The following is a 12,573-nucleotide window of genomic DNA, read 5'->3' as shown; positions in this document are numbered from 1 at the left end:
CCCGCCGTGGGCGCCGTGTCCGTGACCGATCGACCCGAGATGAGTGGTGTCCTGTGCTCCTGACCAGCCTCCTGCTGACCCTCCTCTCGGTGGTGGCGGCCGTCCCGGCCTCCCGGGCGCTGGGCAGGGACGCGGGCTGGGTCCTGGCCGCACCCCTGCTGGCCGCGGCCGGCGTGCTGATCGCGGCGTGGACGGGCGACGTCCGGACGGAGCACCATCCGTGGATCCCCGCGGTCGGGGTGGACCTCGACCTCCGGCTGAACGGCCTGGCCCTGGTGTTCGCCATGATCGTCCTCGTCATCGGCGCCGCGATCCTCGCCTACTCCAGCCGGTACCTCAGTCGGGACCGCACGGAGAGCCGACCCGGCTCCTTCTACCTGCTGATGACCGCGTTCGCGGCGTCGATGCTGCTGCTGGTGCTCGCCGACAACATCGTGGTCCTCTTCGTCGCGTGGGAGTTCACCTCCTTCACCTCCTTCTTCCTCATCGGGCGCTCGGGGGACCATGCCCGCGACCCCGCGATCCGGACCCTGCTCGTGACCGTGGGCGGCGGCCTCGCGCTGCTGGCCGCCGTCGCCCTCATGGCCGTGCGGACCGGCACTGCCTCGCTGTCCGGGGTGTTGGCCTCGGACGTGTGGTCCGAGGCGGGCTTCACCACCACGGTCGCCGTCCTGCTGGCGGTGGCCGCGTTCACCAAGTCCGCCCAGTTCCCGTTCCAGGCGTGGCTGCCGGACTCCATGGTGGCCATCTCCCCGGTCTCCGCCTACCTGCACGCCGCGGCGATGGTCAAGGCCGGCATCTTCCTGCTGCTGGTGTTCAGCCCGGTCCTGGCCGGGAACCCGGTGTGGTCCGCGCTGTTGATCGGCTCGGGCCTCATCACGGCCCTGCTGGGCGCCGTCTCCGCGATCCGTCGCCACGACCTCAAGGGTCTGCTGGCCTACTCCACGATGAGCCAGTTGGGCCTGCTGGTGACCGCCATCGGCATCGGCACCCCCGTCGCGCTTACCGCGGCGATCGTGCACACCGTGGCGCACGCGCTGTTCAAGTCGGCGCTGTTCATGCTGATCGGCGTGGTCGACCACGAGGCCGGCACCCGCGACCTGCGAGAGCTCGCGGCCCGCCACGTGCGCATGCCGGTCACCGGCACGGCGATCGCCGTCGCCGCCCTGTCGATGGCGGGCATCCCGCCGCTGTTCGGCTTCATCTCCAAGGAGGGCCTGGTCGAGGCCGCTCTCGGGACCCCCGGTCCCGCATGGCTCCCCGTCCTCGTCACCGCCGGCATCGCCCTGACCTCCGTGTTCACCGTGGCCTACTCCGGCCGTCTCGTGCTCGGCGCCCTGGGCCTCTGGGGTCCAAGCCCGGACGGGGCCGCCCATTCGTGGCCGACCGGCCGGGAGGACGAGGTCCACGAGGCTCCTGCCACCTTCTGGGGCGTGCCCGTGCTGGCCGCGGCCGCGGGCGTGGCCCTGGGCCTGCTGCCCGGTGTGCTGGACACCCCCGTCTCCTACGCGGCCGAGGCCGCCTCCGGCGCGGAGGTGCACGCGCACCTGGCGCTGTGGCACGGCGTGAACACGGCCCTGCTCGTCTCCGCCGCCATCATCGTGCTCGGTCTGCTGCTGGTGGCCTTGCGCCGCCCGGTGGAGCGCGTGGCCTCCCACGCCGCCCTGCCGTTCTCCGCCCTGGATGCGGTGGACGAGGTTCGGCACCGGCTGATCGGCGTCGGCGCGGTCGTCTCGCGCGCCTCCGGCACCCTGGCTCCCCGCCCCCACCTCCTCATCCCCGCCCTGGTCCTGGGGCTCCTCGCCGTGGCCGGTGTCGCCACGATCGAGGATTTGCCCGCCGTCGTCGGCCAGCCCTCGCGCTGGCACGACTGGGTGCTGGTCGTCCTGGTGGGTGCCGGCGTGATCGCCACCATCCGCGCCAAGACGCGCATCGCCGCCATGGTGGTGGTCGGCGTCGTAGGGTTCGGCATGACCCTGTGGTTCCTCACCCTCGGCGCCGTGGACGTGGCCCTGACCCAGCTGATGGTCGAGGTGCTCACGGTGTGCGTCATGGTGCTGCTGCTGCGCCGCCTGCCCGCCCGCTTCAGCGACGAGCCGACCCCGCGCAGGATGCAGGCGGTCCTCGCCGCCTCCGTCGCCGGCGTCGCCGCGACCCTGGGCGTGCTCGCGTTCACCGGCCGCTCCAGCATGTCGGAGATCGCCCACTTCTACCTGACCCAGAGCTATGCCCAGGCTGGGGGGACCAACGTGGTGAACGTGATCCTCGTGGACTTCCGCGCCGTGGACACGTGGGGCGAGATGACCGTGCTCGGGGCGACGGCGCTGACCATCGCGGCCCTGTTGCTCAACCGTCGGCCGACGCCTCCACAGCCCTCCGCCGTGGACATGCGCTCCCCACTCGCCCACGTGCGCGAGAACCTCGTCCACATCCGGGTGTTCGGCCGTGTCTTCGGCGTGCTGATCATCCTGCTGTCCGCGTTCCTGCTGCTGCGCGGGCACTACGAGCCCGGCGGCGGCTTCATCGCCGCACTGGTCGCCGGTGCCGGCTACGCCCTGCTCTACCTGGCCGCCGACTCGGACACGGCCCCAGAGTTGCGGTGGCCGTACCTGGCCTTCATCGGCTCGGGCATCGCCGTCGGCACCGCGACGGGGATCGTCGGTTACCTCACCGGCAAGGGCTTCCTCGGAGCCGCGGGAGTGAAGGTCCTGGACTACGGGCTCTCCACCACGCTCGCGTTCGACATGGGCGTGTACCTGGCCGTGATCGGCCTGATCGTGGCCGCGTTCTCCCTGCTCGGCCCCGAGCGGCCGGGTGAGGACCCGCTCCGCGCCTCGAGCCGTGACCCCGGCGTCGCGCCGGCGGCCCCGTCCTCCGATCCCTCGGCCCCGACCACCACGACTGCACGAGAGGAGGTCACCCGATGACCGTCGCCCTTACCGTGGGACTTCTGACCTTCGGCGCGTTCTACCTGTTCTCCAAGCGCGAGCTGCTGCGCGTGATCCTCGGCATGGTCCTGCTGGGCCACGCCGCCAACCTGGCCATCATCGCCGCGGGCGGCACCGACCGCCGCGGGCTGCCCTTCGCGGGGACCTCAGACGTCGAGGTGCAGGCCGATGCCCTGCCGCAGGCCTTCGTCCTGACCGCTATCGTGATCGCCTTCGCGATCACCGTGCTGCTGCTCGCGCTGGCCGTCACCGGGCGCGCGGACGACGCGGTGGCCTCGCCGGGGGAGACCCGCGACTCCCTGGAGCAGGCCGCCGCCGACGCACGCTTCCCGCGCGAGGAGCGGCACGCCGCGGCCGGCCGGATCGCGCAGCACTACGCCGGCCAGGGCCCGGAGGTGCGTCGATGAGCGCCGTCCCGCTGGGCCAGCTGCTGCCCCTCTTCGCCGCCGTCCCGCTGCTGTCCGCCGGTCTGCTCGTGCTGGCGGGGGAGCGTCCCCGCCTCCACCGGGCAGTCCTGTTCGCGGTGCTCGGACTCGTCACCACCGGCGGGCTGGCCCTGGGCGTCCACGCCCTCGACGGGTCCGTGCTCGCCACCTCGCTGGGCGGCTGGCCCGGGGGCATCGGGATCGGCTTCGCAGCGGACATGCTGTCCGCCCTGATGCTCGTGCTCACGAGCGCCCTCACGATCGTGGGCGCGGCGTTCGCCTACGGCTCCCGCGTCGCTAACTCCCAGTTCTTCGCCCCGCTGCTCCTGATCCTCATCGGCGGAGTCAACGGCGCCCTGCTGACGGCGGACCTGTTCAACCTGTTCGTGTTCATCGAGGTCATGTTGGTGCCCAGCTACGGCCTCTACGTCCTCTCCGCCAACCGCCGTGAGCCCCTGCGCCGAGTGGACGGGGCGCGGCTGTACGTCACCCTCAACCTGCTAACCTCCACGATCCTCCTGGTCGGCGTCGGCTTCGTCTACGGGCTGACCGGCTCGGTGAACCTCGCGATGCTCGCCGGGTCCGCCGCGGCGGACCCACGCATCGCGATCGCCGCGGGCATGGTGCTGTTCGCACTGTCCATCAAGGCCTCGGTGGCCCCGCTGCACGGCTGGCTGGCCTGGGCGTACTCCTCGACCTCCCCGGCGGTGACGGCCCTCTTCGCCGCCCTGCACACCAAGGTCGCCGTGTACGGGCTCTACCGGATCTACTCCGTCATGTACGACGGCGATGCGCGTCTGCTGCCGCTCATCCTGGTCCTGTCCCTCGCCACCCTCGTGGTGGGTGCGCTCGCCTCGGTCGGTGAGCACGGTGTGCGCGCCGTGTTGTCGTGGCAGATGGTGAGCGGCATCGGCGGCATCCTCGTCGGACTCGGGCTCTCCACGCGCCTGGGTCTCGCGGCGGGCCTGTTCTACCTCGTGCACCACATGGTGGCGATGGGCTGCCTCCTGATGGCGGCCGGCGCGATCGAGGTGCGCTACGGCACCGGCCGTCTCGCGGACCTGCAGGGCCTGGCCCGGCGCGAGCCGCTGATCGCCGTCGCCTTCTTCGTGGGCCTGCTCTCCCTGGTCGGCATCCCGCCCTTCTCCGGGTTCGTGGGCAAGCTCATGCTCATCAGCGCCGGCCTGGACGCCGGCCGCGGTGTCACCGCTGCGCTGGTGCTGGGCGCCTCCCTGGTGAGCCTGTGGGCTCTGCTGCGGGTGTGGGACGCCTGGTTCTGGGGCGCTCCGACGGCCCCACACGGGCACCGCGAGCGCCTGGCCACCGCGGCCATGCCCATCGTGGGCCGGGCGGGCTCCGTGCCGTCGCCCTCCGGCCGCGGCTCGAGCACCGACCACGAGCGCACCGAGTCGTGGGCCTCGCAGGAAACCCTCGATCCGCCCACGGGCGTGCTGCCGGTGACCGTGGATCCGGACGAGGACGTCACGCGCTCCCGCATCCCAGGCCGGCTGGCCGCCCCCGCCGTCGTCCTAGCTATGGCCACCCTCGCCCTCGGGCTCGGCGGTCAGGCCCTGTGGACCGTCACCGACCTCGCGGCTCAGGGCCTGATGGACCCCAGCAGGTACATCGAGGCGGTGCTCAACCCATGAGCACCGCACTCCCGCAGCCTCCGGAAGGAGACGCCCCCATGCACACCGTCGCCCCCGCCGACGGGACCGTCGACCTGGCGCCCGGCACGGCCTCCGCCGTGTCCTGGCCTTGGCGGTGGCTCGTGTTCTGGTGCTGGTACGCGTGGGCCCTGGTGACCTCTTCGAAGGCGGTCATCAAGGACCTCGTCACCCCCGGCGTCCAGGCGCGCTCGGGCATCGCCCGCGTGCGCAGCAACTGCCGCACGGACGCCGAGGTCACCCTGCTCTCGGCGCTGATCACCCTGACGCCCGGCACGTTGACGCTGGGCACCCGGCGTGCCGGCGCCGTCGGTGACGAGGACGGTGACCCGGACGCGCGGCGCCTGCTCTACGTGCACGGCCTGTACGCTGACGACGCCGACGCCCTGCGCGCGGAGATCCACGACATGGAGGCGCGCATGCTCCACGCGATGCGGAAGACGGGGGTGGCATGATGCCCTTCGCCTACGACTGGTCCCTGGTGGGGATCGACCTGGCCATCGCGCTGCTGACCGTGTCGGCGCTCGTGTCCGCGTACAGGATCGTGGTGGGCCCGCTCGACGCGGACCGCGCGGTCTCGGGCGACCTGCTCACGTTCAGCGTGCTCGGGATGCTCGTGCTGTTCGGCGTCCGGGCGGACAACCCGTGGACGTTCGACTTGGTCCTGATCGCCGCGGTCGTGGCCTTCCTGTCCGGCATGTCCCTGGCCCGCGCGCTCACGCGCGGCAAGCGTTGAGGAGGTCGCACCCGTGGACGTCGTCCTGACCGCCGCCGGCTCCGTGCTCGTGGTGATCGGAGCCCTTGCGTTCGTCACCGCGGGACTCGGTCTGATCCGGTTCCCCGACCCCTACACCCGCGTCTCCGCCGTGGGCACCGCCGGCGGCGTCGGGATGATCCTGATCGTGGTGGGCGCCCTGCTACTGGCCCCGGGGGTGGCCGCGTTCGTGAAGGTGGCCCTGATCGTGGTGCTGCAGCTGGGCTCGGCCTCGGTGGCCACCATGGCCCTGGGCCGCTCGGCCTACCTCACTGGGGTGCCCATGAATCCGGGGCACTACGACGAGCTCGCCGAGGATACCCCCGGCCGCGAGGGTGGCCGAGCGGCCCCGCGCCTTCCGGACATGGACTGAGGCACGGGCCGGCCCGCCCGGGCGGCGTGCCTCAGCGCGCGTCGAGGAGCATGTTCGTCATGCGCACGGTCGAGAGCCGCCGGCCCTGCTCGTCCGTCATCACCACCTCATGGGTGACGAGGGTGCCGCCCAGGTGGACGGCGGTCGCGGTGCCGGTCACGAGGCCCGAGCGGACGGCCCGGTGGTGCGTGGCGCTGATCTCGACCCCGACGACGTTGCGGTCCGGCCCGGCGTGGATCTTCGCGGCCATCGAGCCCAGGGACTCGGCGAGGACGAGGTGGGCGCCGCCGTGCAGCAGCCCGACGGGCTGCTCGTTGCCTGCCACGGGCAGGGTGGCGACGGCGCGCTCGGCCGTGAGCTCGAGGAAGCGCAGGCCCATCTTCTGGGCCAGGGGGCTGATCGCCGCGCCGCCGAGCGCGGCGACGAGCTCGGGCGTCAGACCGGCCTCGGCGCAGGCCGCCGCCAGCTCGGCGGGGCTCAGCTCGGGGGTGACGCCGGGGCGGTACACGCGGTCGGAGGCGGCGGGGGTGGTCGCGGTGTGCTCACTCATGAGCACTAGGCTGGCACACGCGACCGGTGCGCCCCGCGCCGCGCGCCGAGAGGAGACGTGAGCACCCATGGCGGCAGATCCGACCCCAGAGGCCCCACAGCGGCTGCTGGTCCTGGACGGGCACTCGATGGCGTTCCGCGCGTTCTACGCGCTGCCCGCCGAGAACTTCGCCACGGACACGGGCCAGCACACGAACGCCGTGTACGGCTTCACCGCCATGCTCCTGACCATGATCCGGCAGCAGCGGCCCACGCACGTGGCCGTGGCGTTCGACCTCTCCGGGCCCACGTTCCGCTCCGAGGAGTACGGTGAGTACAAGGCGGGCCGCTCCGAGACGCCCGCGGAGTTCGCGGGCCAGATCGAGCTGACCGTGAAGGTCATGGAGGCCCTGGGCATCCCCACGCTCACGCTGGAGGGCTACGAGGCCGACGACATCGTGGCCACGCTGTCCGCGCGCGCCGAGGAGGCGGGGTGGGAGGCCGTCGTCGTCTCCGGTGACAGGGACGCGTTCCAGCTCATCTCCGAGCGCACCACCGTGCTCTACCCCAAGAAGGGCGTCTCCGACATCCCGCCGATGGACGCGGACGCCGTCATGGCCAAGTACGGGGTCGCCCCCGCCCAGTACCCCGAGCTCGCGGCCCTCGTCGGCGAGGCCGCGGACAACCTGCCCGGCGTCCCCGGCGTCGGTCCCGGGTTCGCCGCGAAATGGCTGAAGCAGTACGGGGACCTCGACGGCGTGCTCGCACACGCGCACGAGATCACGGGCAAGAAGGGGGAGGCGCTGCGCGAGCATCTCGAGGACGTGCGCCGCAACCGCCGCCTCAACGCCCTCGTGCGCGACCTCGACCTGCCGATCGGGCTCGAGGCGATGCGGCTCGAGATGCCCGAGCGCGAGCCCGTGGAGGAGCTGTTCGACGCGCTGCAGTTCAACCGCATCCGGGAGCGCGTGTTCGAGGTGTTCGGCGAGCGGGTGGGCGAGGACGCGCCGCCCCCCGAGGTCGAGGCCGCCCCGGAGTTCACCGAGGCGACGACGGCCGAGGACGTGCGATCCTTCCTCGCCGCCGAGGCCGGCAACCTGCTCGGCGTCCACGTGGACGTCGAGGGCCCGGCCCTGCTGCCCCGCCGCAAGGTGCCCGTGCCCGGCACGTTCGGCACGCCCGTCGGCGTCGCGCTGGTGGGCGAGCACGCGGGCCTGCACGTCACCCTCGACGGCGACGCCCCGGACCCGGCGCTGGTGGCCGCCGTGCGCGAGGCCCTGGGCGAGGGCGGACTGGCCAAGGCCGTGCACGACCTCAAGCGCACGCTCAAGGCGCTGGCCGCGCCCACCGAGGGCGACGGGCTCGGCCCGGACGCGGCCCTGGACGGCGTGGTGGACGACGTGCTGCTCTCGGCCTACCTGATCCAGCCGGACCGGCGGGACACCTCGCTCGAGGCGCTGGCGGAGGCGCATCTGCACACCCCCCTCACCGCCCCGCGCGAGCCCGCGCAGCAGCGGGCGCAGGGGACGTTCGACCTCGACGGCGGGCAGGCCGCCGCCGAACGCTCGGACCGCGCCGCGGACGCCGTGCGGGCCGCCTGGGTGGTGCGCCGTCTCTCCACCCAGTTCACGCCCCAGGTGCTCGACCGCGGGGCCCAGCGGCTGCTGCAAGAGCTCGAGATCCCGCTCTCGCGGCTGCTCGCCCGGATGGAGCTGACCGGCATCGCCGTCGACGTCGACGCCCTGACCGGCCTGCGCGAGGACTTCACCGACGCCGCCGACGCCGCCAAGGAGTCCGCGTGGGCGTCCGTCGCGGAGGAGACCGGCGGGATGCAGGTCAACCTCGGCTCGCCCAAGCAGCTGCAGGAGGTGCTGTTCGAGCGGCTCAACATGCCGCGCACGCGCAAGACGAAGACCGGCTACTCCACGGACGTGGACTCGCTGCAGGACCTGCTCGAGCAGACCCGGCACCCGTTCCTCGAGAACCTGATGGCCCACCGTGACGCCACGAAGCTCCGGCAGACCGTGGAGGGGCTGCTCGAGACCGTCGCCCCGGACGGCCGCATCCACACCACCTACTCGCAGACCGCCGCCGCCACGGGCCGGCTGTCTTCGCTGCACCCGAACCTCCAGAACATCCCGGTGCGCACCGAGGCGGGCCGCCGCATCCGTGAGGTGTTCGTGGCGGACGAGGTGGCCGGCGAGCAGGCCGTGCTGCTCTCGGCCGACTACTCCCAGATCGAGATGCGCATCATGGCGCACCTGTCCGAGGACGAGGGGCTGATCCAGGCCTTCCGCGAGGGCGAGGACCTGCACTCGTTCGTCGGCTCGCAGGTGTTCGGCGTGGACCCGGACGACGTCACCGCCGAGCAGCGCGCCAAGGTGAAGGCGATGAGCTACGGCCTGGCCTACGGGCTGTCCTCCTTCGGGCTGTCCAAGCAGCTGAAGATCTCGGTGGACGAGGCGCGCGGCCTCATGAAGGGCTACTTCGACCGCTTCGGCGGCGTGCGCGACTACCTGCGCGACGTCGTCGCGCAGGCCCGACAGGACGGGTACACCTCGACGATCGAGGGGCGCCGCCGCTACCTCCCGGACCTCAGCTCGGACAACCGTCAGCTGCGGGACGTGGCCGAGCGCGCCGCGCTCAACGCCCCCATCCAGGGCTCGGCCGCGGACATCATCAAGCGCGCGATGCTCGACGTGCAGGCCGGCCTCGAGGAGCACGGGCTGGCCTCGCGCCTGCTGCTGCAGGTCCACGACGAGCTCATCCTCGAGGTCCCGGCCGCCGAGCTCGACAAGGCCACGGCGCTCCTGAAGGAGCGGATGGGCCGGGCCGCCGAGCTCTCCGTGCCGCTCGACGTGCACGTCGGCCAGGGAAGGAGCTGGCATGACGCCGCACACTGACGCGCCGGAGGGTCCGTCGCTGCGGCGGCTGGCCGACGCCGCCGAGGACCGGCTCGGCGAGCACGGCCTCGCGCTGCGCGACCTCGGGGTCCTCGGCCCCGAGGACCCCGCCGCATCGCACTTCGCGGCCGCGGTCGAACGGGGCTTCTACGAGACGGTGCCCACGGGCGCCGCGCTCCGCCAGCAGCTCGAGGCCCACGCGGCCGACGGACGGCGCCGGCTCGGCGTCTACGCGCCGGGGGACGACCCGGCGGCCCGCCGCCCCGCCGCCACCTTCGAGGACTTCGTGCAGCCGCTGACCACGTGGCCCGGCCGCACCGTCGACGCCTGGCTGATCACCGACGTGACCGTCTCGCCGGACGCCCGCCGGCGCGGCGTGCTGCGGGCCATGATGCTCAGGTCCCTCGCGGACGCCCGCGACGCCGGCCTGTGCGCGGCCGCCCTGACCGCGACCGAGGCCGCCATCTACGGCCGCTTCGGCTTCGGGGCCGCCACCCGGTGGCACGCCGTGCGGATCGACGTCTCGGGCGCCCCCGCGTTCACGGGCGCCCCGGCCGGCGGGCGGGTCACGGTCGAGGAGCCGCGGGAGATCCCCGGCCTCGTGGACGAGCTGTACGGGCGGGTGCTGCCGGCCACCCCGGGCTCGGTCCAGCGGACCTCGTTCAGCGTGCCTCGCTGGGAGGACCGCGAGGCGAGTCGGAACGAGGGGCGCGGCTCGGGGCTGTACGCGGCGGTCCACCGCGACGACGACGGGCGGGTCCAGGGCGTCGCGCTGTATCGGTTCGAGGGCTGGGAGAAGGAGCCGCCCACGATCACCGTCACCGCGTTCCTCGCGGCGACCGCCGACGCGCGGCGCGGGCTCGTCCACCACCTGGCCCGACTGGACCTGGTCGAGCGGATCGAGTGGGGCCGCGCGCCCGAGCCCGGTTGGCTCGAGGCGCTCTTCGTCGACGAGCGGCGGGTGAGTCGGCACCGCGGCTCCGACGACCTGTACCTGCGGGTCCTGAACCTGCCCGCCGCCATGGCGGCCCGTGGCTGGGCGGGCGACGGGGAGGTCGTCGTCGCCGTCGAGGACGCGCTCGGCGCGATCGACGGGACGTGGCGGCTCACCGTCCGCCAGGGGCGCGGCGCCGCCGAGCGGCTGGGCCCCGCGGCCGACGCCGTGGGCCTGGGCGCGGGGCTCCGGCTCGACGCGGCCCGGTTCTCCGCGCTCTGGCTCGGCGGGCACTCCCGCGGGGCCGGCGCCGCGGTGCTGGCGGAGGCCGGTGTCGTGGCGGAGCTGCGGGCCGGCGCGGCGGAGGCGTTCGACGGGCTTGTGCGACCCAGCCGACCCCTGCACACCCTCGTCGGCTTCTGATACGCTGGACGAGCACATTCGTGCGCATTTGATACATGTCCATCACGACCCACGCCGGGTGGGGCCCCTCTGGTGCCCGGATGCCGCCCACCGGCGGCATCGATCCCGACGTGACCCCCGATCCCAACGGAGTCCCTCCTACATGACCACCACTTCCAACGCCCCGCAGGTCGCCATCAACGACATCGGCTCTGCCGAGGACCTGCTCGCCGCCATCGACGCGACCATCAAGTACTTCAACGATGGCGACCTCGTCGAGGGCACCGTCGTCAAGGTGGACCGCGACGAGGTCCTGCTCGACATCGGCTACAAGACCGAGGGCGTCATCCCGTCCCGCGAGCTGTCCATCAAGCACGACGTGGACCCGGACGAGGTCGTGGCCGTGGGCGACACCGTCGAGGCCCTGGTCCTCACCAAGGAGGACAAGGAGGGTCGCCTGATCCTCTCGAAGAAGCGCGCCCAGTACGAGCGCGCCTGGGGCGACATCGAGAAGATCAAGGAGGAGGACGGCGTCGTCGAGGGCACCGTCATCGAGGTGGTCAAGGGCGGCCTCATCCTCGACATCGGCCTGCGCGGCTTCCTCCCGGCCTCCCTCGTGGAGATGCGCCGCGTGCGCGACCTGGCCCCCTACATCGGCCAGAAGCTCGAGGCGAAGATCATCGAGCTGGACAAGAACCGCAACAACGTGGTCCTGTCCCGCCGCGCCTGGCTCGAGCAGACCCAGTCCGAGGTCCGCTCCAACTTCCTCCACAAGCTGGAGAAGGGCCAGGTCCGCAACGGCACCGTGTCCTCCATCGTCAACTTCGGCGCCTTCGTGGACCTGGGCGGCGTGGACGGCCTCGTGCACGTCTCCGAGCTGTCCTGGAAGCACATCGACCACCCGTCCGAGGTCGTCGAGGTGGGCCAGGAGGTCACCGTCGAGGTCCTCGAGGTGGACATGGACCGCGAGCGTGTCTCCCTGTCGCTGAAGGCGACCCAGGAGGACCCGTGGCAGCTCTTCGCCCGCACCCACGCCCTCGGCCAGGTCGTGCCGGGCAAGGTCACCAAGCTCGTGCCGTTCGGTGCGTTCGTCCGCGTGGAGGACGGCATCGAGGGCCTCGTGCACATCTCGGAGCTGGCCTCGCGCCACATCGACACCGCCGAGCAGGTCGTGTCGGTCAACGACGAGCTGTTCGTCAAGGTCATCGACATCGACCTCGAGCGTCGCCGCATCTCCCTGTCCCTCAAGCAGGCCAACGAGGGCGTGGACCCCGAGGGCACCGAGTTCGACCCGGCGCTCTACGGCATGGCCGCGGAGTACGACGAGGAGGGCAACTACAAGTACCCCGAGGGCTTCGACGTCGAGACCAACGAGTGGATGGAGGGCTTCGAGACCGAGCGCGCCGCCTGGGAGCAGCAGTACGCCGACGCTCAGGCCCGCTGGGAGGCCCACAAGGAGCAGGTGCGCCGCTCCCTCCAGGAGGAGGCCACCGCCGGCGCCGACGCCGGTGCGGGCCTGGGCGGCTCGTCCTACTCCTCCGAGGCCCCGTCCTCGGACGGCGGCACCCTGGCCTCCGACGAGGCCCTCGCCGCCCTGCGCGAGAAGCTCACCGGCAACTGATCGCCGCGGTGCGTGACC

Annotated in this window: 10 protein-coding genes; 9 read left to right on the top strand and 1 reads right to left on the bottom strand. The window is 72.6% G+C overall.

Annotated elements, in window-relative coordinates; translation table 11 throughout:
* Positions 1–53: 53 nt before the first annotated feature.
* The 6 genes from QL983_RS00185 to QL983_RS00160 are packed head-to-tail and all read left to right on the top strand — an operon-like array spanning position 54 to position 6,167.
* Positions 54–2,927 (top strand): DUF4040 family protein, encoded by a 2,874-nt coding sequence (locus tag QL983_RS00185; protein WP_044658966.1) that lies wholly within the window; start codon positions 54–56, stop codon positions 2,925–2,927.
* Positions 2,924–3,355: a cation:proton antiporter subunit C gene (locus QL983_RS00180; protein WP_010078750.1), complete on the top strand. Its 432-nt coding sequence runs from the start codon at positions 2,924–2,926 to the stop codon at positions 3,353–3,355. The genes QL983_RS00185 and QL983_RS00180 overlap by 4 nt, the downstream gene beginning before the upstream one ends.
* Complete coding sequence (locus QL983_RS00175; protein ID WP_044658965.1) at positions 3,352–5,022, top strand: monovalent cation/H+ antiporter subunit D family protein; 1,671 nt, start codon at positions 3,352–3,354, stop codon at positions 5,020–5,022. The genes QL983_RS00180 and QL983_RS00175 overlap by 4 nt, the downstream gene beginning before the upstream one ends.
* Before the next feature lie 38 nt (positions 5,023–5,060).
* Complete coding sequence (locus QL983_RS00170; RefSeq protein WP_010078748.1) at positions 5,061–5,495, top strand: Na+/H+ antiporter subunit E; 435 nt, start codon at positions 5,061–5,063, stop codon at positions 5,493–5,495.
* On the top strand, positions 5,492–5,776 hold the full coding sequence (locus tag QL983_RS00165; protein ID WP_010078747.1) for a monovalent cation/H+ antiporter complex subunit F: 285 nt from the start codon (positions 5,492–5,494) through the stop codon (positions 5,774–5,776). Before QL983_RS00170 ends, QL983_RS00165 begins: the two co-directional genes overlap by 4 nt.
* Positions 5,777–5,789: 13 nt before the next feature.
* Positions 5,790–6,167, top strand: coding sequence for a monovalent cation/H(+) antiporter subunit G (locus QL983_RS00160; protein WP_010078746.1), 378 nt, complete (start codon positions 5,790–5,792; stop codon positions 6,165–6,167).
* 31 nt (positions 6,168–6,198) lie between these two features.
* On the opposite strand, the gene QL983_RS00155 is transcribed toward QL983_RS00160, so the two are convergent.
* Positions 6,199–6,717, bottom strand: a complete 519-nt coding sequence (locus tag QL983_RS00155; protein ID WP_010078745.1) for a hotdog fold thioesterase — start codon at positions 6,715–6,717, stop codon at positions 6,199–6,201.
* Positions 6,718–6,784: 67 nt separating this feature from the next.
* On the opposite strand from QL983_RS00155, the gene polA reads away from it, so the two are divergent.
* The 3 genes from polA (at position 6,785) to rpsA (ending at position 12,555) form a co-directional block, all read left to right on the top strand.
* On the top strand, positions 6,785–9,598 hold the full coding sequence (gene polA, locus QL983_RS00150) for a DNA polymerase I (RefSeq protein WP_230260436.1): 2,814 nt from the start codon (positions 6,785–6,787) through the stop codon (positions 9,596–9,598).
* The gene (locus tag QL983_RS00145) at positions 9,582–10,955 is read left to right on the top strand and encodes a GNAT family N-acetyltransferase (RefSeq protein ID WP_135019263.1); all 1,374 of its coding nucleotides are present in this window, start codon (positions 9,582–9,584) and stop codon (positions 10,953–10,955) included. Before polA ends, QL983_RS00145 begins: the two co-directional genes overlap by 17 nt.
* A gap of 142 nt (positions 10,956–11,097) precedes the next feature.
* Entirely contained in the window at positions 11,098–12,555 is a 1,458-nt protein-coding gene (gene rpsA / locus QL983_RS00140) for a 30S ribosomal protein S1 (protein ID WP_036315338.1), read from the top strand.
* Positions 12,556–12,573 lie beyond the last annotated feature (18 nt).

This window comes from Micrococcus sp. APC 4021 (assembly GCF_030407635.1).
GTDB classification, from domain to species: Bacteria; Actinomycetota; Actinomycetes; order Actinomycetales; family Micrococcaceae; genus Micrococcus; species Micrococcus luteus.
Note: the sequence above shows the minus strand (reverse complement) of the source record. Positions and strands in the feature narration are given on the sequence as shown.